Consider the following 24,753-nt stretch of genomic DNA (forward strand, 5'->3'; position numbering starts at 1 on the left):
TAAATCTATTTTGTTTATAAGTTGTTCGCTTCTATCTCAATCTTGTTAATTATATCTTTTGCTTTTGGGGTGCTGGCCAATTCTTTTGCTTTCGCAATATAGGCCCTGCTCCGCTCACCATCTTTCTTTCTAAGCGCAAGATTGGCAAGATGGATCAATACAAAAGCTTTATCATTTTTTCCACCCAACGGGAAACGACTTGCGATCTGAAAATGATGTTCTGCAACATCATATTCTTCTTTCTTCAGGGCAATATTAGCACGCATAAACTCGTAATACCCCCTTCGGTTTCTTGCAAGTCTATCCGGATTTGGCACTTCAGCCAATATGCGTTCTGCTTTTTCATATTCGCCATTCTTAAAATATTTGGAGGCAAGAAGCACAGAACTGTGTTTAAAATGACTCCAAAGTACAAAGGCAAAGAAAAGGCCTGCCAATGCGGCAAGCTGATACTGATCATAAAAAAGGCATGCTAAAGCGGCAATCATAAAAATTGCCATCAGTGCATACCTGCCTTTGGTATTGTACATTAATGAATATCAGTAAATTTATAACCTACCCCTCTGATAGAGTGAAAATAAACCGGGTTTTTCTGATCTGGCTCAAAATACTTACGGAAGGTTAATATAAAGTTATCGATAGTACGTGTTGATGGATAAACATCGTAATTCCAAACTGTTTCTAAAATCTGCTCACGCGATACTGCTTCGTTTTTACGCTCAATCAGTAATTTTAATAGCATGGTTTCTTTTTTTGTTAAAGGAACAATAAGGCCATCATCCTGTTTTAATTCAAAAGAGTTAAAATAGATGGTCTTATCTCCAATTTTATAAGAGTTAAGTTCTTTCAGATCATCAGCTTTCATGCTGCGTTTAACCAAAATACCTACTCTTAAGATCAGCTCTTCCAAATTAAATGGTTTAACCAAATAATCGTCAGCACCTTTTTTCAGACCCATAACACGGTCTTCGCTTGTATTTTTGGCCGTTAGGAAAAGGATAGGAACTTCAGTGTTTTCTAAACGAATTGTTTCACAAACCTGGAAACCATCCATTTCAGGAAGCATCACGTCTAAAATAATCAGGTTAAAACGCTCTTCTTTAAAAACCTTTAAAGCAGTTTTACCGTCTTTTACCGCATGAACTTTATAACCTTCAAGTTCAAGGTTTAATTTTATTGCATCTAATAAGTGGTCTTCATCCTCAACCAGTAATATTCTTAATTTCTGTGGCATAATCAACTAAATGTTATTTCAAAAATTGCACCCTGTGGTGCGTTATCTTTAACGCTGATATCAGCGTCATGGCTTTGTAGAACTTCTTTAACAATAAACAGGCCTAAACCTGTTCCTTTTGATTTTCTGACATTTTCGTCACCTACACGATAGAATTTATCAAAAATAAGCATCTTTTCAGCGTCAGGGATACCTGGCCCTTTGTCAGTTACCCTTAAAAAAGGATGCCCATCTTTATTTGTCAATTCCACACCAACCTCTGCACAAGGTCCAGAATATTTAACTGCATTTTCAACCAGGTTAGTTACCACAGACGACAGCGCAAACTGATCGCCCACTACCTTAACCCCGGGCTGTATTTTTGGATTTATCAGCTGTTCACAACCACACGAATGGATCTGCAACCTATCAGTGATTCTTGAAACCATTTCCGAAAGATCAAATTCTTCTTTAGGGAACGAATAAGACCTGTTTTCGATCTTGGTAGCCAACAACATGTTTTCAACCAAATCATCTAAACGTTCAATATCCTTTAATGAATTATTCAGTAAAGAAGTTTGTCTGGCTTTATCCAGGTCACGTTTAACGATGGTTTGTATAGATAATTTTATAGCCGCCAAAGGCGATTTTAACTCATGTGTAACCGAGAGTAAAAAGTTCTGCTGCTGCTCTCTTAGCCTGTCTTCTTTTTTAATAGATTGATGCAAAAAATACGCTCCAATACACAATAAGAACAGGAATACAGATCCCTCGCCCATTACCATAGCCATCCTGGACGGTTGTAATTTAACTACAAGCGTGCCCCAGGAAATTAATTGCACTAAAGAGTACAACAGCAGGAAATAAAATATAACGATTGATTTCTTCAAGACAGTTAGTAGTTTATATTATAAATATACCCAAAATTTACTTATTCCTGAAAACAACATCAAGGCTATCAAATATAGCTCTCTTTGCTTTTTCAAGCTCTATTTTAGTATGCGCAGCAGAAACAAAACCTACCTCATAGCCCGACGGGCCAAGGTAAATACCCCTGTTTAACAACTCTCTGTGCATTACTTTAAATTTCTCCATGCTTGCCGGATCAATATCCTCGGCACATTGAATTTTATCTTTGTCCGTAAAAGCCAGCCAGAAAATAGACCCTACATGGAATACTTTTAATTTGTAGTTTCTTGCAGTTGCAAAACGCTGTATGCTCTCGGCAAACTCAGAAGCTTTATTGTTTAAATCTTTATAAAAACCAGAACGTAGTAGCTCCGTCAACTGGGCAATACCTGCAGCCATGGCTACCGGATTTCCAGATAAGGTTCCTGCCTGATAAACACCCCCATCAGGAGAAATATGAGACATGATTTCGGCCGAAGCGCCATACATTCCTACAGGCAAACCACCACCGATAATTTTACCATAGGTAACTATGTCAGGCTTTATGCCATAATGTCCTGCAGCACCTTCAAATCCCAATCTGAATCCGGTGATTACTTCATCAAATATTAAGAGTGCTTTGTTCTCTTTACAGATATGCTGTAAAAACTGAATATATTCTGCATCCTGCATCAGCAATCCGTTGTTAGCAGGAATTCCCTCAATAATGACGGCGGCTACTTCATCTTTAAATTGTTCGAATGCTTTTTTCAAAGCTTCGGTATCATTCAAAGGGATTACGATGGTTTCCTGAGCAAATGATTTTGGAACGCCGGCAGAAGAAGTTTCGCCAAAGGTAACCAGACCTGAACCTGCTTTTACCAATAGTGAATCGCTGTGTCCATGATAGCAGCCTTCAAATTTGATGATCTTATCACGACCTGTATAGCCACGCGCCAATCTGATGGCCGACATTACTGCCTCGGTACCAGAACTGGTAAAACGTATCTTTTCTACAAGTTTATTGTTTTTAATAATCAGTTCTGCAAGCTCGTTTTCTAATGCAGTAGGTGCGCCAAAGCTCATCCCGTTTTGCATTACTTCTGTAACCTTTTCACGAACTTTAGCATTGTTATGGCCAAGAATTAATGGACCCCAGCTACCGCAAAAATCTATAAATTGATTTCCATCAGCATCCCATACAAAGCATCCATCGCCCTTTTGAATAAACAATGGTGTTCCGTAAACCGATTTAAAAGCCCTAACCGGAGAATTTACGCCTCCAGGAAAATAGTTTTTAGCCTTCTCGTACAGCTCTGCCGATTTCTCTCTGGAAATATCCGGTTTACCTCCTGTATTTACAGGCATATCACCTTCATTTCCCGAAAACATTTTTTTTAAAGATTCTAACATATTACATCCAATTCTTTTCTACTATATCTCTTATATGGTAAGTTGTTATAATGCTTGCCCCTGCGCGTGCAAATGCATGCATGGTCTCCATCACTACTTTTTGTTCATCTATCCAGCCTTTTTCTGCAGCTGCTTTTACCATAGAGTACTCTCCTGATACATTATAGCAGGCTATTGGCAAATCTGTGTGCTGTTTTAAGTTATGCATTACATCAAGGTAAGCCAAAGCGGGCTTAACCATTAATACATCTGCCCCCTCACTTTCATCAAGCAATGCTTCTCTTAAAGCTTCATTGCCATTTCTAAAATCCATTTGATAAGCTTTTCTATCTCCCTTACTTGGCGCGCAATCAGCAGCCTCTCTAAAAGGCCCGTAATATGCTGAAGCAAATTTTGTAGCATGCGACATGATTGCCGTATTTACAAAACCTGCACTATCAAGTACACTTCGCATTGCACCAACCCTGCCATCCATCATATCTGAAGGGGCAAGCATATCAGCACCTGCCTGTGCATGGGTAAGTCCCATTTTGGCAATTACTTCAACGGTTGCATCATTTTGTACATAGTCATTTTCTAGTATGCCGCAATGTCCATGTGTAGTATAAGAACAAACACAAACATCCGTAACTATGTATAAATCGTCGCCAAAGTTTTTCTTAAGCAAACGAACTGCCGAAGGTACTAAAGAATGATCATGATATGCTGAATGGGCATCCTCACTTTTTTCATCTCCTACACCAAACAACATGATTTTGTTTACACCTAATTTAAGTCCCTTTTCAACATCTTTAACCAATGTGTCTTCAGAGTAATGGTTGATTCCCGGCATTGCGTCTAAAGCATGAACAACATTTTTACCCGGTACAATAAAGTACGGATAAATGAACATATCTTTCGACAACCTTGTTTCGGCTACCATTTCCCTAACTACAGGGTTTTTCCTCAATCTACGTGGACGGTGTAACATATCAACCTCTATTTAACTTCCTTTATTTTATTTCTATTCCAAACACAGCCTCAGCCAATCCGATCTCATCCGGCGAGTAAGGTAAGGTATATTTTATACCCATCTCATCAAATTTTTTCGCTGTTGAATTACCAATAGCAATAATCTGTTGTCCGGGATCTAATAAGTTCTCCACAAAATAGGCATCAACGTTAGATGGGCTGGTAAAAATCAGCACATCAGCGTAAGTCTGATCTATATCATCTTCAAATACAGTCTCGTAAATAGGTAAGTCTATTACTTTTGTATCTGCTGTTAAAGCTTTTTGAATGGTCAATAAAGAATCTTGTGCTCGTGGAAACAATACCGTTTTTCCGGCAACTTCTTTAGCAAAAAGTTCAGCTACTTCCTCAATATCACCACCTTCTCCTTCGTAATCAGCCAGATAACCAGCTCTTCTTAACGAATCTTCAGAACCTTTGCCAGCAACGCCAAATTTAACGTGCTTAGGCAGTACAGGTTTTAGATTAAAGAAATAATCTACCGCATTTCTGCTGCTAAAAAAGATCCAGTCTACATGTCTGAAATGATATTGATCCAATACCGTTACAATAGGGAAAGTACGGATCAGCGATCTCGCGTCAATTTCTATATTGTGCTTTGCTAAAGCTTTTCTAAAATAGTTATGCTCCCCAACTTCTCTTGAAATAAATACTCTTGATGGGAATTTCCTATCCGCGGCAAATCTGCTCACAATCTTTTCAGCTAAACCATCAAGGTTTTCTACTCTATAAAATAAGCGATCAGGAAAATCTTCATCAGTTTCTGCTTTAGAAGTCCAAACCTCATATAAACCATCTTCTTTTTTGCAGTAACAGCCTAATGGCATGTGACAGCCACCTTCAAACAGGTTTAATACTTTTCGTTCAATTGCAATTTCCTCTGCAGTTTCCGGATCGTGTATTTTTTGAAGTAGTTCAAATAGTTCGGTATCGTTTTCTCTGATCTGAATAGCCAAAGCGCCTTGCGCAGGAGCTGGAACCAGTTCTGTAGTATCAACTACTTCTACATGGAACTCCGAAAGGTCAATTTTTAAACGGTTCACACCGGCTTTAGCCAGCAGAATCGCGTCGTAATCTTCATCTCTTAATTTTTGTATCCTGGTAGGTACGTTCCCTCTTAAATCTTCAATATTTAAATCAGGGCGTAATGCCAATATCTGCGCTTTACGTCTGTTAGACGATGTACCCACCATTGCACCTGTTTTAAGCGATAATTTTTGGGTAATGTCTACGCAGTCTTTTAAAATTAAAAGAAGCTCTGCCGGATCTTCGCGTTCAGTAACCGCTGCAATTGTCAGTCCTGCGGGGTGTACTGTAGGTAAATCTTTATGAGAGTGTACTGCTATATCGATGGTTCCACCTAAAAGTTCTTCTTCAAGCTCTTTAGTAAAGAACCCTTTGCCTTCCAGTTTATCTAATCTTAAGTTTAGAATCTTGTCGCCCTGCGTTTTGATGATTTTCAAATCTGCCTCAACGCCAATTCCTGCAAGTTTATCTTTAATGAAGTTGGCTTGCCATAAAGCCAGGTCGCTGCCTCTTGTACCGATAGTAAGTCTTTTCACGTTGATGCTAATTTTTTGGCAAATTTAGCTATTCTTTACCAATATCTCTTTTGCCATTACCATTGGTACGCTGATGTATTTTTTTTCCATATAATCCATCACGCGTTCCAGTACCAATCTGGAGTTTTCATCCAGGTTATTGATCTCTTCGGCAAAGATACCATTGATAGCAGTATGCTTAATTTCCTTGATTTTCTGAGGAACGCCACTCATGGCTATCTCAATTTCACGCTGGCGTAATACCAATTCAAAATCTTTGATGTTCTCTTCGATGATGTGTTCTGCGTTAACCAGTTCATCATAGCGTTCTTGTATATTTTTGCGGGCAACTTCTTTTAAAGATTCTACCTCTATGAAATGTATCGGGAAGTTTTTCACTACTTCAGGAGCAGTGTCGTTAGGGATGGCAAGATCTACAATTACCTTTTTACCAGTATCACCATTTAATAATTTCTTATAGATCGCTTCAGTAATAATAGGTTCTGTAGCGCCTGTACAGGTAATAATTACATCAAATCCCTGATCGTAATTTTCTAGTTCTGAAAGTGGATATGCAGTGCCATTTAAATCTTTGGCCAGCGCTTTTGCATGTTCTAAAGTCCTGTTGAATACAGAAAAGTTAGAGTATTTATGTTTTTTAAGATATTGAGCGATGTTTTTGTTGGTCTCTCCTGCTCCGATGATGAGCAATTTTACATTGCCACACATTTTTAGGTCACGAAGTTTACGATAGGCAAGAGAAACAATGGAGACGGGGTTCTTGGAGATGTTGGTATGTGTGTAAACTTCTTTAGCTGTTTTTACCACACGGTTCATGATCATCCGCATATAATCGCCTGTAAATCCTGCAACCCTGCAAGCTTCATAAGCCTTCCGGATCTGGGCAAGAATTTCCTTCTCTCCTACTACCAGACTTTCTAAGGAACAGGATGTACGAAGCAGGTGATTAAACGCCTCGGCCTCTTCATAAACAGAAACATTTTCTATGAACTTATCCATGTATTGATCAGGTAGTCCCATATCTAACACAGTAAGAAAACGACTGATAAAATCTCTGTCAACTTTTTCTGAGGATGTGAATACGAATTCAACACGATTGCACGTTCCTACATAGAATATTTCTTTAACTCCTAACTCAGATTGAATGTTTCTCAATCTGTCGTCCAGCGTCTGCTCACATATCACCAATTTACCTAAAGATTTGAGGTCAATCTGTTTATGCGTAAAAGCAATGATCTTTAAATATTCCAAAATCTATTATCCTGTTTATTTTTAGCGAAACAAAAGTAATAAGACGCCCTTGTTCCACTGTCATTATGCTGTAATTAAGAGTTATTTAGAAAGATTTTAAATAAATAGATTCATTTAAACATCCCGATATAAAAATTGTTATATTGGCTAAACACCATAAATGCAGACATATATGATACAAAAGGAGCAATTTACAATAAAAGGAGCGGATGAAAAAAACATATTTGGCGACACGACATATGACGATAAGAACACAAACATTGGTACCATAATATTTGTTCACGGCTTTAAAGGCTTCAAAGATTGGGGTGCTCACAACCTAATTGCCCAATGGTTTGCTAAAAATGGCTACCGGTATGTGAAGTTTAACCTTAGTCATGGCGGCGTAACAGCGCAAAATTTTAATGATGTAACCGACATGGAAGCCTTTGCTGATAACACATTTAGCAAGGAACTTTTTGATGTTGACCAGGTGGTTAACTATGTTTCAACAACCTACCCATCTTCCCCTATTTACCTTATCGGACATAGTCGGGGTGGCGGGCTATCCATTATAAAAGCGGCTAATGATGAAAGGATTGATAAACTGATTACCTGGTCGTCTATTTCAGATTTCTCGAGCCTTTGGAAAAAAGAGCAGGAAGAAGAATGGACTAAAACAGGAAAAATCTATGTAGAAAATGCACGGACTAAAGAAAAAATGCCACTAAACAGCACTTTATTAGCAGACTTTAATGAGCACAAAGAAGAGCTGAACATCGTTAAAGCTGCAAGAAAGATAGACATCCCATGGTTAATTCTGCATGGCGATGATGATGTAAACGTAAAGTTTAGTGTTGCACAAGAGCTGGCACAAAACCAGCTTAGAGCAAGAATACTAAAGATTGAGGGAGCTAATCATGTTTATGGCGCATCGCATCCGTATACATCGGCAAGCTTGCCTGAGCATTTGCAGCAAGTGGTTGAAAAGACACTGCGGTTTATTAGTACATAAAAACAGCGGGGATCAACCATATGGACGATCCCCGCTGTAACATAAATTATTTTACTTACTATTTAACAGTAAACGGCACTACAACATTACCCCATAAAAGGCTAACTTTTCCTGATTTTTCAATCTTAAAAGTCATTTTTTCAGTTGCAGAAGCAGCTTTACCAGGTTTTACCGCTACACGAAGTGCGTCATCTGCCTCAGTGTAATCAGTACCCCATTGTTTCCAGGTTTTGTTAAAGATAATTGTCCATTCTTTTTCTCCTGGGATTGTATACAAACCATATTTACCTGCAGCAAGGGCTTTACCTTCTACCTTTACATCTTTGCTTGTTTCAAATACAGTTGCTTCATTTGCTCCGGTACGCCATACCTTTCCATAAGGAGCAATATCGGCGCCTATTTTACGGCCTTTAACCGAAGGCTGACTGTAGTCAATGGTTACCGCAGCTCCAGATGCAAGCGTTTCTTTTGCTACAGCTGGTGGGCTAACTCTTTTGGACTTGTCATCCTGAGCAGAGCTGGTCAGCGTGGTAAACAAACCAGCAATTAATGTTAATACAAATAACTTTTTCATAAAATTGAGTTTTTACCTCCAAGATAAGAAAAATATGTTTAATAAATGCCCAGACTTCACCTGAATCAAAATGAAGCCCGAGCGGATTTAATTAAAGGATATAATAAAAAAGCCATTCATCCTTTTCAACATTTGATTGCACCAAACCAAATGACTTTACTTTCGCTTATTGTGAAGAAGCAAAGTTCTTTGATATAAAGTTGAAAGAGAGCATAGCCATCCCTTCGCCATCAACATCCTTATCCCTGATTACCCCAAGTTGAAGTGTATTTTCATCAAGAGATAAAATCTTATAGGTTGTCCAGTTACTTATTCCTGTAATTCCATTCTTTGCAGGTTTGTATCCTCTAAGAATTGACCCTCCATTAATGGTCAATATTTTCGAATTCACATTTAAAAAATAAGTGCCGTTTTGTGTAATTCCATTTTCCATCGGTTTCACTGCTTTAAAAGAAGCAGTTCCTTTCAATCCAAACGTCATTACCCCATAATCACCTTTGGCCATCATATTCGGATAAATGTCGGCAAGTCCCGGCCCCCAATTCCAGCAATCACCACCATAGCATCCTGTGGTATTGGAACCCCATGGACCGCCGTCTTTAAGCCAACCAATATTTACTCCATAAAATGCAAAAGGTCCTGCATAATAAACACCTTCCGTATCCAACACCCATTCTTTCTCATTACCCACACCACCAGAAAGCGCTATCCAAAGAGGGTCGTTCACGTAGTTCAAATTATCTTGTGTTACTTTTACGACTACAGAATCCATCTTCACTTCTAATCCTCCGCTGAGTACAGAAAATTTAATCACATAATCTCCCTTAAAGGCAAATTTAACTGTGTCTATCATCCTTCTGGAGGTTCCTGTTCCATAATCCCACATGGATATAGTTCCGGGCGTAGCGTTTTTAAGAATTACGGTATTTCCACCGGCATCTGCCTGTAAATCCTGGGTCACCGTGTACTGAATTTCTGATTTATCGAGCGTCCTGTCAATACTGTGCTCATTTTTTTTGCACGCACTGAACAGCAACGGCATCATCAGCATTGCAAAGATTTTTATATATAGTTTCATTTTTTTAATGATTAAAATAGATGATCTGTTACCAGCCTGCATTTTGTTTTAACGTTCCATTAGAAAGACCGATCTGGGTATATGGTATTTGCTGCAAACCTTTTGTAGCAATGATATTTGCGGCAGATATTTTTTTCTCTGCACTTACACCACCATTTAATACCGTTGAAGTTTCGGCAATTTCCTGCGCCGCTTTATCTATTCCCTGACGCAGTAAGTCATAATAGCGTATTCCTTCAAAAGCAAATTCCAGTCTGCGCTCTCTAATGATGTTAGCCTGGCTTATTGCTAGTGGCGTAAATGCCCCCTTATATGCACGTTGCCTAACAGCATCAAAATAGGTTTGCGCATTTCCACTTCCCAGCTCTGCCGCCATCAACAATACGTCAGCATAACGGATAGATACATAATCCTGGAACTGGCCAATCTGGAAGCTGGTATTACCATGTGATTCTGGCAGAGGCTTGCCGTCTAAACCGATCATTGGGCTATATTTCTTCACATAGTAACCAGTATATTCTCTTTGGCCTTTTTGATTGGTGAAGGGCAAATTTTCGTCTACAATTGAAATGATAGAGCCTGCTCTTCTCGTATCGGTAGGCAAGTATGCATTCCACAGTTTAGGGTTTACTGTTTCAGCACCCCATCCGTTTCCATACGGGTAAAGTGCCTGCTCACGAATACCTGTCATTACCATCCAGTGGTTACCGTCGGTATTTCCTTCATAATCACTTGTATAAGTATATTTTATTGCAAAAATGGTTTCTTTATTATCCTCACCTGCATATGATGTTAATGATGCAGCAGGCCATAGGTTTGCAAAATTTTCAATTAAACCGTATCCACCTTTAGTAATTACATCCTCAAGATATGCAAGGGCTTCTGGTTTAGATACAAGACCAACTAAATCTGCCTTTGCATAGTAACCCGTATAGAACAAGAATACACGACCTATCAGCGCTTCAGCAGCATACCTGGTAACCCTACCATGATTGGCAACAGCCTGAGCCGGGTAAGCAACTTCCGGTAAATTTGCTGCAGCGAATTTTAGATCGTCAGCAATTACCTTGTAAACTTCATCCGGATTACTCTGTGGTAAATTCTCGGTAGATGGAGCTGTTAACAGTGGAATATTACCCCAAAGTCTAACCATATCAAATAGCAGGTAGGCACGCAGAAAGCGGGCCTCAGATTCGTATGTTTTTCTCAACTGAGTATCGTTACCCCATTCTATCTGATCCAATTTACCCAGAAGGGTGTTGCAACGAAACAGCGCTTTATAATACAAAACCCAGTTTCCATTATATAAATTTTGGTCTGATGGTGAACGCGACTTATCAAATTCATCAATCATCTGGTAACCAAAACCATCGGAATTTCCGGTTGCGCCAAAAGTATTATCAGACATTACTTCGGCTGCAACCGGCAAGGCAATACCCTCAGACCACACAATTTGTAGTCCGTCATAACAACCAACAAGTGCAGTAAATGCATCCTTTGGTGTTTTGTAAAAATTTTGATCTGTTACTGCTGTCACTTGCTCAGTATCCAGAAAACCTTTTTTGCATGCACCTAACGATAAAAGGCTTAGTGCAACAGCATATATTTTTATAGCTTTCATATTTTTATGATCTTGTAGTTAAAACTTAAGATTGGCTCCTATCATGAATGTTCTTGGTCTTGGATAATAACCTAAGTCTATACCCGACGCGAATCCTCGAGTACCATAACCTATTTCCGGATCCATTCCATCGTATTTTGTAAAGGTGTAAACGTTTAATGCAGCAGCATATAACCTTACCTGTTTCAGGTAGCTCTTTTTAAATACCTTACCAAGATCATAACCAACAGTGATGTTACTGATCCGTAAGAAATCACCTTTTTGAATATACAGATCAGAGAAATTACTCCAATTCCGGTTGTCTTCTGTTAAACGGGGAATGGTATTCGATGAACCCTCTCCGTGCCATCTATCGAGTATTCGGGTGGTATAATTACCGAACTGACTAGACGGATTTCTGTAAGATTGAACAATGTCATTTCCGGCAACCCCAGAAGCCACAACAGAAAAATCGAAACCTTTGTAATCACCCGAAAGTGTGATACCAAATGTATAATTCGGGTTCGGATTACCAATCATGCCTCTATCCAGATTATCTATCATACCATCTCCGTTAACATCTACATACTTAACATCTCCAGGAGCAGCAGTTGGTTGTATTACCTTACCATTGGCAGATCTGTAATTTTGAACCTCGGCTTCATTCTGAAAAATACCTGCTGTTTTTAACCCCCAGAAATAACCAATTGGGAATCCGGTTTGAGCACGATAGAACTCAAGTGCATTGTTGAACAGTTCATTCTCTCCACCATGAATAATTTCATCGGAAGTAGGAATATTTGTAACTTTATTTTTATTGTAAGCACCATTAACCCCAACAGAATAATTAAATTCACCCACCTTGTTTCTATAAGTAAGTGCCAGTTCGAGACCTGTATTCTTCACATTACCACCATTAATAAAAGGAGGAAGGGCTCCAGCTGTGGCAAGAATTGGTACGTCTATTAACCAATCTTTGGTAGTTTTATTATACCAGTCGAAGTTCAACGCAAATTTGCCTTGCAAAAAATTAGCATCAAATCCGATATTAGTCTGTTCTGAGGTTTCCCATTTCACCGCGGGATTGCTGATTCGTTCCTGGTAGCCGCCTGGAGTAAGCACACCCTCATCAGGGCCAAAAATATAGTTTGTATTATTTAGCTTAATTGGTGCCAGATATTGAAAAGCAGCTATGTTCTGACTTCCTACCTGCCCCCAGCTGGCACGTACCTTAAGAAAGTCCAACCAGTCCTTTTGTCCCTGCATAAAACTTTCGTTTGTTACGACCCAGCCTGCGGAAACAGAAGGGAAATACCCCCAGCGGTTTGCCGGGCCAAAACGTGAAGAACCATCAGCTCTGAAAGTGGCATTTAACAGGTATTTTTCTTTGTAGTTATAATTTAACCTGCCAAAATAAGATAGCCTGCGATCCGGCTCGTTAGGTCCACCCCCAATAGTAATACCTGCTACGGTTTTACCGGTTGCGTTACTTAGCCAGGCATAATCAAAACCATCAGCAAACAAATTGGTATTGGTTCCAAAAATATTAGAACCATCTGCACGATATGCAGAACTACCCACCATGGCTTCAAAAGTATGGTCATTATTTAAGGTAAATTTATAGCTCAATAAATTATCCCAGATCAGAGATTTACCTTTATTCATCGACTGGCTGGCTTTGTTAACAAGGTTATAAGTGTAAACCGAAAGGCTGTAGACAGGGGTATAAGAACGACTTTCGCCTGCACTGTAATCCATACCTAAGCTGGTTCTGAATTTTAGATTTTTAATCGGTTCAATTACCATATAAATATCACCCAGTATACGCTGAGTATTATTTTTGTTCTGGCTGTTATATACCATAGATGCATAAGGATTTGCCTCAGCATTGTTCCATGTAGACTTACTGTTGTCGAAGAAGTTTCCATCCTCATCATACATCTTCAAAAATGGGCTGGCACTAAATGCTCCACGAAGCGTGTTATTATACTGATTACCAACACTTATACCATTATTTTTAATATCTGTATAGGTTAAGTGCTGACCGATTTTGATGATATCTTTATAAAAATTATGCTCAGAATTGATTTTAAAGCTGTAGCGTTGGTAATTAGACAAGCCTTTGCCCCCTACTATACCTTCCTGCCCGGTATAAGATAAACCCAAGGAATAAACTGAGGCTTCAGATGCACCGGATGCACCAAGTGCATAATTTTGTGTAAGCGCATTGTCTACAAACATCTCGTCCATCCAGTTTGTACCTTTGCCAAAAGCTTTTATCTCATCATTAGTGAACAGTGGTTGTTTCCCCCCGTTTACAGCAGCTTCGCTCATCATAGCTGCGTATTGCGAAGCATCAAGCAACTCTAATTTTTTTGCAACATTTTGTACACCTGCGTAAGCATCAAAAGTGATTTGTCCTGTCTGCCCGCGTTTACCTTGTCTTGTGGTTACCAACACAACACCATTAGCCGCCTGCGAGCCATAAATAGCCGCAGATGCAGCATCTTTTAAAACATCGATCGATTCTATATCTGATGAGTTTAAATAGGTGATATCGCCGGTAAGCACTCCATCCACAACATATAGCGGCGATGCATTGCCAATGGTACCTAAGCCTCTTATGGTTACTTTGATGTTTTCGCCAGGCTGACCAGAAGTAGATGTAATCTGTACGCCGGGAGTTTGCCCCTGTAAACCCTGCAAGGCGTTAGTGGTACTTTGCTTTTGCAGCGTTTCTCCTTTAATCTGAACTGTGGCGCCGGTTACCAGTTTCTTTTGCTGAACGCCATACCCCACTACCACTACTTCGTTGAGGCCCTGGTTATCTTCAGCTAAACTAATGTTGATGGTGTTTCCTTGTCCAACTGTTACTTCTTTGGCTACAAAACCAATAGAGCTAACCTGTAGTACATCCCCGGTTTGGGCATTAATGGTGTATGCACCATCATTATCGGTCCCTGTTCCGCCAGTTTTTCCTTTTACTTTTACCACTGCACCCGGTATGGCGAGCCCATCCGCTGCAGTTACTTTTCCACTGATCTGACGCTGCTGTGCAAATAAAGATTCGCTAAAAACAAGCAGTGAAAGAAACATCAGCAGAAAAATATGTTCTCTTTTAATCATAGAATTCTTTTTCATGCCGTTCATAAAGATTTAGTAAATAATTGATTCATTTTATATTGGTTTAATTTTAGTTAGAGCTTTATTGTAGTAGCCTTACCATTGTAAGTAATACTATGATTCGCCTTTTGGTTAAAGTCTAATGCCTTGGCTGATTTAGGGGTAATCACCACGATCTTAAATGTTCTATTTTCCAGCATTCCCTTAAAACTTCCTTTGCGATCACCTACTGTAAGCGTTTTGGTTTTTTCGTCGTAATTGAAATCTACCGTAGCAAAAGCACCTTTCTCATAGTTGTAATTGGTACCCTCATCCTCATAAAGAGAGAATGAAGCATTTTTTCCGGTATACACAAAGAGTGTTATCGGATCAGCAGGTTTCTCTGAGGTGTATTGTAATTCCGGGCCTGTAGGAACAATAGATCCTTCTTTTACATACACAGGCGTCTTTTCATATGGCGCATCAGCTTTAATGGTTTGTCCACCCTTAAAGTACTTGCCCGTATATAAATCATACCATCCTTGTCCTGAAGGCAGATACACATCTCTGTTCCTGTCTTTGTACTTATAAACAGGATTAATTAATAGCGAAGGGCCAAAAAGGAATGCATCCGACAAATTAGAAGCTTTAAGGTCCTGAGGAAAGTCCATCATTAAACCGCGCATCATGGTATAATCGTGATGATAAGTGTTGCCGGCAATTGAATAGATATAAGGCATCAGTCTATATCGCAACTTATTGTAGTACAGCATGCTTTTATAAGCAGGGTGACCCTCTGGCGCAATGTTATAGATCTCTCTGAAAGGAAACTGTCCGTGTACCCTAAACAAAGGAACAAAAGCGCCAAACTGATACCATCTGGCATTTAGTTCTCTCCACTCTTCCAGGTCTTCTTTATTAGGTTTCTCATACCGTTTTTCAACAGAAAAACCACCAATATCCATGGTCCAGTAAGGCATACCCGAAAGCGAAAAGTTTACCCCTGCACCGATCTGGGTTTTCATGTCTTCCCATCTCGAAGCGATATCTCCGCTCCAGGCCGCAGCAGCATATCTTTGCAGGCCTGCATATGCCGACCGTGTTAAAATAAACACCCTGTTCTCGTTGTTTACTTTACGCTGTCCTTCGTAAACACCTTTGGCATTAACCAATGGAAATGCATTGAAATAAGTTGTAGACGATCCTTCATAAGTTGGATTCATCAGGTCTTTTCTAATCTCCACCGGTAAATTCGAATGCATATCCGGTTCTGTAGCATCCATCCACCAGGCATCTATACCTTTGCTATACAACCTTTTGTTCATCAGCTCCCAAAATGCAATTCTCGCTTTAGGATTAAAAGCATCGTAAAATGTATTCGAATATCCTTTGCCTATCCAGTCTACACGGCCATCCGCTATGTTTCTTTTATAAAGGAAATTTTCTTGGTTTAATTTATCATAGATATCGAAACCCTTATTAAACTTAGGCCAAACAGAGATCATCAGGTTCACATTTTGTTTGTGAAGAGATTTGATCATCCCATCAGGGTCAGCAAAACGCTCAGGGTCAAACTGCTGACTACCCCATTCCGGCTGCTTCCAGTACGACCAGTCCAATACAATATTATCAAGTGGAATTTTTCTGTCGCGAAATTCTTTTACCGTTGATAAAATCTCATCCTGTGTTTTATAGCGTTCTCTGCTTTGCCAAAAGCCCATAGCCCATTTTGGCATTAATACCGCTTTTCCGGTTACTGTGCGGTACCCGCTAATTACCTGATCGGCATTTGCACCCCCAATAAAATAATAGTTAATTGAGGCACCAGATTCGGAACTAAGCGCAAAGGTATTTTTTAATGATTCTGGCAAAGGAGGCAAACAGGTTATACCCAGATATGACTCTCCTCCATCTGGTATCCATTCTATTTTGATTTTGGTTTTCTTATCTTTTTTTAATTCCAGATCTAGTATTGCCGAGCCTGAATTCCAGGCCTGACGCCAAAAATCGGCAACAAGCTTATCATCAAACCAAACTTTAATATAACCTGCATATTTTAACTGAAGCTGATACAGTCCTTCAAGTTCGCTTCCCACGGCTCCCTCATAATGCACCACGGCATCCTGCATTTTTATGCTTGAAGGAAATTTATGCTGATCTGTTAACCAGTTTATAGATAATTCAGATATAGGTTGCTTAAGCAATACCTTGCCGGGTTCAGTTTTTGAAGTATAGGAAGCGGTAAGCCATCCTTCATCCCCTTCTTTAGAAAATAATTTCAATGCAGTTAAAGGCTGGTAATCTCTTATGTCGCCAGCGCGTGTAATTGAATAATTATCCCAAAGCAGGCCATAACCTTTATTAGAAACAAAAAAGGGAACACCTATTTCTGTATTGTACTGCACAAGATCTACCCTGCGTCCGCTATAATTTACCAGCCCTTGCTGGTGCTGCCCCAAACCGTAATATGCTTCATTTTCCTGCGCATCGAATAGCTGAGAAACCTGATAGGATGGCTCTCCATTAAATACTTTAGGGATAAGCGAAAGCCCTTCGGTTTTTGTTTGGGCCAGTAACACCTTACCGTTGGCATCACGATAAGTGATTAAACCTGTTTTAGTAGATACTTCAACTTTTAACGATGAAGTACTTAAGGTTACCTGGTCGGCTGAGTTGGTTGTTGTAAATTTAACAGCAGCATCTGAAAGCTTAACAGCCATTAAACTTTTGTCGTCAGGAAACTTGTCTGTCGCAATTGCAGTTACATGAATGATCTGATCGGATACTGGCTGAAGTTTTATTTTTTTAATTCCTGAGGCAGAATGTTGAATGGGAATTTCAATTCCTGAGGTTGTTTGCACATCATCTTTTACTTGCCCGTTTACATTTATATATAGTAACATACTACCTATAAATATTACGGCGCTCACCCTAATTTTTCGCATAGAAATAAATACTGTTTATACTTGGTTTATTTATTTCTAAAGGTATATGCAAGCAAAAAAAGGCAGGGCATTCAAATGATAACAATTAGGTATTCATATGTTAACAAATCTGCTAAAATGAGCATTAAACAGACTCTTGATCGGGTTTTGTTAAGGCATACGCTGATGGCAGCATATTGAATTCCTGCTTAAAATATTTACTGAAATGTTTAGGGTTACTGAAGCCAACTTCATAGGCTACCTCGGCAATGGTCATTTGCGATTTCAGCAACAAGGGTTTAGATTTTAGCAACCTGTAAGAGCGTATGTATTCTACAGGTGATTTACCTGTTAGCGGAAGTACTTTTTTATATAAACCTACCCTGCTCATATTCATGTCTGCACTTAACTGGTCGACAGTATAAGCGGAGTCTGACAAATGTTTTTCTATATGAATAGACAACTGTCTGATGAACTTATCGTCAACAGATTCAATTTCTGTTTCCAGTGGTTTAAACTCTACCTGCTTTTGGTAGGTCTTTTTTGAAAGCGCCTGCTGCTGCAGTAAGTTCCTTATTTTAGACAAAAGGATCTCAAAGTTAAAAGGCTTGGTCATATAATCACTTGCACCGGTTTCAAGGCCCATCAATTGTTCGTCTTCGGTAGTTAGCGCAGTAAGTAATATCACAGGCAAATGGGCCGTACGCTTATCCGCTTTAATTTTCCGACAAAGATCAATACCGTTCATTTCAGGCATACTCACATCACTAACAATCAAATCAGGATGTATCGAAAGTATTTTTTGCCAACCTTCTTTACCATTGGCTGCCTCGGCTATCTGGTAGTATTCTTTTAAATTATCCTTTAAATAAAACCTAAAATCCTCATTATCTTCTACCAGCATGAGCACCGGCTTTTTACTTTTCCATACAAACTTGGGATCGCTTACCGAATTTTCATCTACCCCAGCGGTAATGAGCAGGTCGAGCTTAGGTTCCGGATCGGAAGTTTCCATATCCGTTTTAGGAAAAACAAGGTAAACTGTAAATTCAGTGCCTTCATTCACAATACTGTCAACCGTAATATGCCCACCATGCAACCTTACAAATTCCCGGGTAATCGACAAGCCTATACCACTACCCTGGTTAACAATCGAATCGGGAACGTCATTTTGAAAAAACCTTTCGAATATCCTTGCCTTGTTATCTTCTGGAATACCAATACCCGTATCAGAAACTTTAAGAATTAACTGGGTTTGTTTTTGTTCATTAATGGTAGTGAGCAAACTTACTTTCACTTTACCACCCTGTGGTGTAAATTTAAATGCATTCGAAAGCAGATTAAACAGTATCCTTTCAATTTTATCATGATCAAAAAAGGTAATCAGGCTCTTTCTATCGGTTTGAAAACTAAAACTGATGTTCTTTCTGTCGGCTATATCACTAAAGGAAAACGACAGCTCCTGAATAAAAGAAATGATATCTCCTGTTTTAGGATGCAGTTTTAATTCGTGCACTTCCATTCTTCTAAAATCCAGCAATTGATTTACCAGATTCAGCAAGCGGCGCCCGTTCCGCTGAATCATCTGAAGTTGCGGTCTCTCTGAATCCTGAGCTTGTTTAATCAGTTTCTCAAGTGGCGTAATGATCAGCGACAAGGGCGTTCTGAATTCGTGACTTACATTGGTAAGAAATTTTATCTTAAGCAGATCCAGTTCATGCATCCGTTTCGCTTGTTGTCGTTCCTGTTCTATTAAAAACTCCTTCTTTATCCGTTGAATGCCACGATGCCGGATAAAAAACAGCGTACCGCCAATTAGCAATACGTAAATAATATAGGCTAGCGTTGTTCTCCAAAATGGAGGCATAATGGTAATATTAAGGCTGGTCTCATTGTTCACCCAATTTCCCGAAGCATCAGTAGAAACCACTTTAAAAGTATATTCACCCGGATCAATATTGGTATAGGTTGCCAATCGGTTATCCCCCTGAAGTTCCTGCCAGTGCTGATCAAATCCTTCCAGCCTATACCGGTATTTTATTTTTTGAGGATTAAAAAAGTTCAGTGCTGCAAACTCAAGTGCAAATCCATTCTGGCTATGGTTCAGCTTTAAATCTTTTGTAAAAATGATAGACTTCTTTAATAAAACCCTTCCATTTACCTGGTCATCAATGCCAATACTCCTGTTAGAAATCTGCAGATCGGTAAAAACGATAACAGGCCTGGTATTGTCATTTCTGATATCGCCCGGTTTAAAAAGATTAAAGCCATTTGCCCCTCCAAATAAAAGTTCTCCCGATTTGGTTTTATAGCCTGCATTGGCATTAAACGCATTGCCCTGCAAACCATCATGTTCATCATACTTACGAAAGGTATAAGAGAATTTGTCTGTGCTTATCTTCTTAACAATGATCTCAAACAAACCATTCGCCGTGCTTATCCAAAGATTTTTGTCATTATCTTCAACCACTTTTAATGTAGTCATTTCAGTGAGGCCATCTTTACTGTCGAAATTCTGGAACTGCCCTGATTCAGGATTTAGCCTACTTAAACCATCACGTGTAGATATCCATATAAAACCATAGCTATCCTCCATCATGCCATAAACAACATTATTAGTCAACGATTTTTTATTGCCTGGTTTATTCTTGTAATGAACAAATCTGCCATCCGGTTTCATTTCATCAACGCCTTCAGAGGTACCTATCCATATATTGCCTTTTCTATCCTCTATTAAACAGGATAGCGAATTTGAAATTATACCATTCTTTTCTCCTACCTTTTTGTGAAGAAAAATGCGTTTGTTTCTATCGAATTTATCCAGCCCACCACCTAAGGTAGCAATCCATAAATTTCCTCTCCGGTCTTCAAGAATGTCCCACACCCGGTCATCAGTCAAGCTATTTGTATCTTGGCTATTGTGTTTATAATTGACGAACTTTGTACCATCAAAGCAGCTTAACCCGCCAAAATAAGTACCTACCCATAGCTTTTTATCGCGATCTATAAACAGGCTTACAATGATGTCGTTACTTAAACTGTTTGGGTTGCCGGGCTCATGCACATACCTTTTAAACTGACCTGTTTTTCTATTAAAATAAAATAGTCCGCCTCCATTCGTACCAATCCAGATGTTGCCCAGTCCGTCTTCTGCAAAACGGTTTACATCATCATAGGTCAGCCCTCGGGGATTTGCATTCTGGTGTTTATAGAGCGGGAATTTGAGGATCTTTTCATGATAAAAGCTAACGCCCCTTTTAAATGTTCCTACCCATATTATGCCCGAATGGTCTTTATACAAGGTTAAAATGGCATTTTGACCAATACTTTTAACGTCGTCCTCTTTATTAACAAGATACCTGACACTAAAATTTCTTTTATCCAGCAGGTTCACACCGCCATGATCGGTTCCTATCCAAATCAATCCTTTATCGTCCTGAATGATACTGCTAATCAAGTTGTTATTCAAACCATTTGGTGCCTTGTCTATGAATCTGGTTTTCCCGGTTTTGGTTTCATAAAAATCTACTCCTCTCTGGCTATTCAGGGTATATATCCATAGATCGGACGCATTATCAACAAACAATTTAAAGTTTTGAAAAGCCAAAGAGTCATCATGCTTAAACACAGAGATACGCTTTTGCACTTTACCGGTAGAGCTATTGAGCAGTTCTACGGTCTTATCCGTATGAATAATCCAAATGTCTCCATTAGGCCCTTTCTGTAATGCAGAAATTGGAGAACCAGCCAGTGATGCAGCATTCCCGGTATTCAGTTTTAGATGAATACTTTTTTTGCTCAGTGTATCATATTTAAAGACGCCTTCGTCACCCGCGTTGAACCAAAAACCGCCTTTACTATCTTTTACTATATCTATGATCTTTTTAGCAATAATGTTTAACTCCTTCAGGTAAGGTTTCACATCCCTTATAAAACTTTGGGTTTCCGCATCATAGATATTTGCGCCATTCTTGGTTTCCAGATAGAGCTTGTTATCTGGCAGTTCAAAAATATTGACGATAAAATCGTCACTTATTGATTTAGTATCTCGTGGATCGTGCTTAAAAATTTTTATCTGCTGACCATCAAAACGGTTTAATCCGGAAAGGGTACCAATCCATATAAAGCCCTTGCTGTCTTTAAAAATTGTATTTACCTGGTTATGAGAAAGCCCATCGGAGAGATTTATACTCGAAAACTGAATCTGGTCTTGCTGCGCTAGCCCAACAAATGAAATCAGGAAGAAGATTAATGTAATTATGGTTTTCCTTGCAAACATTAAAGATTCATTTTATAAAATTCATGCATGGTATTCTTTAAATCAGAATAAAGCGTTTTAAAGATCCTAAAATTCCTCAAATAAACCTCACCATTATTAGTGTTTGGCTTAACCATTTTTGGCATTTTATTTACCAAATCGGAATAATCATGAATCAAACCAAGGGCTTTCATTGCCAACAGTGCAGCACCAACTGCCGAAGCATCTTCTGCTTGTGTAATCACCAGGTCTTTTCCGGTAATATCAGCCATTATCTGCATCCAGATATCCGATTTTACAATGCCTCCGCTAATATTGATCTGTTTAATGGGCTCAGCATTTTCCTGCAAGGCATCAAGCACATCGTACATCGCATAGCATATACCTTCCAATACAGCTCTCGAAAAATGGGCTTTTCCATGTTCCAGCTTTACACCAAAGAATACGCCACAGCTTTCGCTATCCCATATCGGTGCCCGATCTCCGGTTAGATAAGGTAAAAACAGCAACCCATTACTTCCAGCCCTTATGCCCGCAATTTCTTCAAAAAGCTGTTCATAATCGGTTTCTCCCAATTCATGTTTAATGTTATTTTTTATCCACCATTGTAAGGCAATGCCGCCATTATTTATCGGGCCGCCGCAAATAAAAGTATCCTTATCAAGGATATAACTAAATGTCATCGCCTTTTCATTCGGCAAAGGCTTATCGCTGGCTATTCTTACCGCACCACTTGTACCTATGGTCATCACAGCAATACCGGGTTTAATCCCTCCACTCCCCAGATTGGCCATACAGCCATCACTTGCACCAATTACAACAGCAATACCAGACTCAAGAAACTTAGTATAATTAGTTTGTACAGGTTCAGAAAGCATTTTACTGTCTATCCCTGTGATATTAAGGGAATCTGTATGCCAGTCTAGCAGATCTATGTTAAACAAACCAGTACAAGAAGCGATTGAGTAATCTATCTTAAACTCTTTGAAAAGCTTGTACCAGATGTATTCTTTTATGGAAATGAATTTATGTGTTTGGCTAAACAAATCCGGATCATTCTCCTTTAACCAAATGATTTTGCATAAAGGCGACATGGCATGCAGCGGTGTGCCTGTTGCTTTATAAATGGACAAGCCAGTTTCAGAGCTTCTTAATCCTTTAGCAATTTCAGAACTTCTGTTATCGGCCCAGGTTATCATTGGTGCCAGCGCCTTACCATTTTCGTCAACCGGTATCAGGCTGTGCATGGCACTGCTTAGGGATATTGCTTTTGGCACATTGCCAATTTCAGCAATCAATCCATCCATGCTTTTCTTAAAAGCATTCCAGATTTCTTCCGGATTCTGTTCATGATAACCGGGCTGTGGCGAGGTAAAAGAGTAATGCTGCTGAAAAGCACCAAATGATTTGCATTTGGCATCTACAGCAACCGCTTTTACACTCCCCGTACCGATATCTATTCCTAAAACATAATCCATAATTGCAATTTAACGTTGCAAGATAGAAAATGAATTATAACTATTTCTTTCTGGCAAGATCCAATGCTGCAGTAATTGTGTAATATTTTGCAATCATATTGGGTACTTCCCATGCAGGCAGATCCTTATTTTTAAGGTAACTCAAAAACTTTTCAGTTACCCTGGCAAAATGTGCCTCGTGCCCTTCTTTGTATTTATCGGGAATATTAACCCACCATCCGGTTTTGGTTTTTGTAAGCGAAATACCTGGAAACTTGCCCTGTAAATTTTTAAGCTGCTCATTTAAAGTTGCTTCAAAAGCGGCATCTTTTGGATTCACAGGATCAATATATAGTTCAGGTTTAAATTTCTGCTCTGCTCCCTGTTTTATAATCAGGTTGGCCTTTGTGCCACGCATAATGGAATAATGTGTATCGCCAGTACCTTCGGGTGCTTTATAATTCCATTTTACAGAAACTTTAGCATGCACACCACGGAGTTTATAATTGATCTCTCCGTTTGAAAACACCTTTAGCACACTATCGTTAACCACATCTTTTTTAAGATAATCTGGAAACGCAGTCGACTTGGTGATGGTATTAAACTGGCTTAAAGTTAAATCTGTACTTGATCTTTTAGCCGACACCAATTGAACATCGGTTTTATAATCGAGCGTCTGATCAGGAAAACATTCCCATTGCACCAGGTCAACCAAATGCGTAGTTACATCAACAATCCCCTCTCCTTCCTGGGCTACATCCATAAACCATGCAGGTCTTACCAAAACACTTCCTGAAACATACTTATAAAAATAATGAACACTTTCTTTGGTAACAGCAGGGTTATCAGGCGTGCCTTTTTCAAGCATACCGAAAACTTCGGGTATCATTGAGAACTCTCTTTGCAGCATGGTAGTGATCTCATAACGCTCCGTCATGATATCATACAACAACAGCTGCTTTTCTGCTGCCGTTTTAAATGCACCTTTCAAAACCTCAAAACTAGCTCCATCAATGGCCATTGGCTTATCAGCCAGCACATTCAATCCGGCTTCAACCGATCTTTTTATGTAGTTTGTTTTCTTCTGGTTATTTCCCGCCAATACCACTACATTCCCTTTCTTTTCGGCAATCATTTTATCCAGGTAATCATCGCCCAGATAAACTTTTTCATCCCATGTGGTTGGATTGTCCGGACGCTTATTGTAGGCTTCAATTTTTGATAAATGCAACTCCACATCGGTTCCCTTAGGCGCATACACATGCACGGTAGAATCTACCCCGCGATACATTGATTTTTGCACTAGCGCAGCATGAAAATGTCCGGGATCAAGGGTGATCAGCTTTACAGCATTATCTTCCTGTTTCTTAGGCTGACTGCATCCTGCCAGCACAATTAATGGGATCATTATTAGTTTGCTTTTCATAG

At 39.3% G+C, this 24,753-nt stretch carries 16 protein-coding genes; 1 reads left to right on the top strand and 15 read right to left on the bottom strand.

Annotated features, from left to right (window positions below; genetic code table 11):
• Window positions 1-14: 14 nt before the first annotated feature.
• Genes HQN86_RS10730 through hemA form a run of 7 tightly spaced genes read right to left on the bottom strand, consistent with a single transcriptional unit; the run spans window position 15 to window position 7,338 of the window.
• Window positions 15-530 (bottom strand): hypothetical protein, encoded by a 516-nt coding sequence (locus HQN86_RS10730; protein WP_172660972.1) that lies wholly within the window; start codon window positions 528-530, stop codon window positions 15-17.
• Window positions 530-1,234, bottom strand: a complete 705-nt coding sequence (locus HQN86_RS10735; RefSeq protein WP_048903901.1) for a response regulator transcription factor — start codon at window positions 1,232-1,234, stop codon at window positions 530-532. Before HQN86_RS10735 ends, HQN86_RS10730 begins: the two co-directional genes overlap by 1 nt.
• A gap of 2 nt (window positions 1,235-1,236) precedes the next feature.
• Complete coding sequence (locus HQN86_RS10740) at window positions 1,237-2,103, bottom strand: sensor histidine kinase (protein ID WP_048903900.1); 867 nt, start codon at window positions 2,101-2,103, stop codon at window positions 1,237-1,239.
• A gap of 37 nt (window positions 2,104-2,140) precedes the next feature.
• A complete protein-coding gene (gene hemL, locus HQN86_RS10745) occupies window positions 2,141-3,514 on the bottom strand; it encodes a glutamate-1-semialdehyde 2,1-aminomutase (RefSeq protein WP_172660973.1) in 1,374 nt (457 codons plus the stop codon).
• 1 nt (window position 3,515) lies between these two features.
• The gene (hemB, locus tag HQN86_RS10750) at window positions 3,516-4,484 is read right to left on the bottom strand and encodes a porphobilinogen synthase (RefSeq protein WP_172660974.1); all 969 of its coding nucleotides are present in this window, start codon (window positions 4,482-4,484) and stop codon (window positions 3,516-3,518) included.
• Between the two features lie 22 nt (window positions 4,485-4,506).
• Window positions 4,507-6,087, bottom strand: coding sequence for a hydroxymethylbilane synthase (gene hemC, locus HQN86_RS10755; protein ID WP_172660975.1), 1,581 nt, complete (start codon window positions 6,085-6,087; stop codon window positions 4,507-4,509).
• Window positions 6,088-6,111: 24 nt separating this feature from the next.
• Window positions 6,112-7,338 carry a glutamyl-tRNA reductase gene (hemA, locus tag HQN86_RS10760; protein WP_172660976.1) on the bottom strand — a complete coding sequence of 409 codons (1,227 nt, stop codon included), beginning with the start codon at window positions 7,336-7,338 and terminating at the stop codon, window positions 6,112-6,114.
• A 160-nt stretch (window positions 7,339-7,498) separates the two neighbouring features.
• Here hemA and HQN86_RS10765 point away from each other — a divergent pair, with 160 nt between their 5' ends.
• Window positions 7,499-8,332 carry an alpha/beta hydrolase family protein gene (locus HQN86_RS10765; RefSeq protein ID WP_246269541.1) on the top strand — a complete coding sequence of 278 codons (834 nt, stop codon included), beginning with the start codon at window positions 7,499-7,501 and terminating at the stop codon, window positions 8,330-8,332.
• 58 nt (window positions 8,333-8,390) lie between these two features.
• Here the strand turns inward: HQN86_RS10765 and HQN86_RS10770 are convergent, their stop codons facing one another.
• From HQN86_RS10770 to HQN86_RS10805, 8 genes are all read right to left on the bottom strand, one after another.
• Window positions 8,391-8,906 (bottom strand): DUF2911 domain-containing protein, encoded by a 516-nt coding sequence (locus tag HQN86_RS10770; RefSeq protein WP_172660977.1) that lies wholly within the window; start codon window positions 8,904-8,906, stop codon window positions 8,391-8,393.
• A gap of 166 nt (window positions 8,907-9,072) precedes the next feature.
• A complete protein-coding gene (locus tag HQN86_RS10775) occupies window positions 9,073-9,984 on the bottom strand; it encodes a hypothetical protein (RefSeq protein WP_172660978.1) in 912 nt (303 codons plus the stop codon).
• A gap of 28 nt (window positions 9,985-10,012) precedes the next feature.
• Window positions 10,013-11,605 (bottom strand): RagB/SusD family nutrient uptake outer membrane protein, encoded by a 1,593-nt coding sequence (locus tag HQN86_RS10780; protein WP_172660979.1) that lies wholly within the window; start codon window positions 11,603-11,605, stop codon window positions 10,013-10,015.
• Window positions 11,606-11,623: 18 nt separating this feature from the next.
• Entirely contained in the window at window positions 11,624-14,725 is a 3,102-nt protein-coding gene (locus tag HQN86_RS10785) for a SusC/RagA family TonB-linked outer membrane protein (protein ID WP_172660980.1), read from the bottom strand.
• Between the two features lie 56 nt (window positions 14,726-14,781).
• Window positions 14,782-17,589: a glycoside hydrolase family 31 protein gene (locus HQN86_RS10790; protein WP_246269543.1), complete on the bottom strand. Its 2,808-nt coding sequence runs from the start codon at window positions 17,587-17,589 to the stop codon at window positions 14,782-14,784.
• Window positions 17,590-17,755: 166 nt separating this feature from the next.
• Window positions 17,756-21,889, bottom strand: coding sequence for a hybrid sensor histidine kinase/response regulator transcription factor (locus tag HQN86_RS10795; RefSeq protein WP_172660982.1), 4,134 nt, complete (start codon window positions 21,887-21,889; stop codon window positions 17,756-17,758).
• On the bottom strand, window positions 21,889-23,346 hold the full coding sequence (locus HQN86_RS10800) for a gluconokinase (protein WP_172660983.1): 1,458 nt from the start codon (window positions 23,344-23,346) through the stop codon (window positions 21,889-21,891). Before HQN86_RS10800 ends, HQN86_RS10795 begins: the two co-directional genes overlap by 1 nt.
• A gap of 40 nt (window positions 23,347-23,386) precedes the next feature.
• A complete protein-coding gene (locus HQN86_RS10805; protein ID WP_172660984.1) occupies window positions 23,387-24,751 on the bottom strand; it encodes a putative oxidoreductase C-terminal domain-containing protein in 1,365 nt (454 codons plus the stop codon).
• Window positions 24,752-24,753: the final 2 nt, after the last annotated feature.

It is taken from the genome of Pedobacter panaciterrae (assembly GCF_013204795.1).
GTDB lineage: Bacteria > Bacteroidota > Bacteroidia > Sphingobacteriales > Sphingobacteriaceae > Pedobacter > Pedobacter panaciterrae.

Bases quoted from the DNA above. Each gene is read 5' to 3' on its own strand.
- HQN86_RS10730 (WP_172660972.1), bottom strand. From the start codon at position 530: ATGTACAATACCAAAGGCAGGTATGCACTGATGGCAATTTTTATGATT.
- HQN86_RS10735 (WP_048903901.1), bottom strand. From the start codon at position 1,234: ATGCCACAGAAATTAAGAATATTACTGGTTGAGGATGAAGACCACTTA.
- hemL (WP_172660973.1), bottom strand. From the start codon at position 3,514: ATGTTAGAATCTTTAAAAAAAATGTTTTCGGGAAATGAAGGTGATATG.
- hemB (WP_172660974.1), bottom strand. From the start codon at position 4,484: ATGTTACACCGTCCACGTAGATTGAGGAAAAACCCTGTAGTTAGGGAA.
- HQN86_RS10765 (WP_246269541.1), top strand. From the start codon at position 7,499: ATGCAGACATATATGATACAAAAGGAGCAATTTACAATAAAAGGAGCG.
- HQN86_RS10770 (WP_172660977.1), bottom strand. From the start codon at position 8,906: ATGAAAAAGTTATTTGTATTAACATTAATTGCTGGTTTGTTTACCACG.
- HQN86_RS10775 (WP_172660978.1), bottom strand. From the start codon at position 9,984: ATGAAACTATATATAAAAATCTTTGCAATGCTGATGATGCCGTTGCTG.
- HQN86_RS10780 (WP_172660979.1), bottom strand. From the start codon at position 11,605: ATGAAAGCTATAAAAATATATGCTGTTGCACTAAGCCTTTTATCGTTA.
- HQN86_RS10785 (WP_172660980.1), bottom strand. From the start codon at position 14,725: ATGAAAAAGAATTCTATGATTAAAAGAGAACATATTTTTCTGCTGATG.
- HQN86_RS10790 (WP_246269543.1), bottom strand. From the start codon at position 17,589: ATGTTACTATATATAAATGTAAACGGGCAAGTAAAAGATGATGTGCAA.
- HQN86_RS10795 (WP_172660982.1), bottom strand. From the start codon at position 21,889: ATGTTTGCAAGGAAAACCATAATTACATTAATCTTCTTCCTGATTTCA.
- HQN86_RS10800 (WP_172660983.1), bottom strand. From the start codon at position 23,346: ATGGATTATGTTTTAGGAATAGATATCGGTACGGGGAGTGTAAAAGCG.
- HQN86_RS10805 (WP_172660984.1), bottom strand. From the start codon at position 24,751: ATGAAAAGCAAACTAATAATGATCCCATTAATTGTGCTGGCAGGATGC.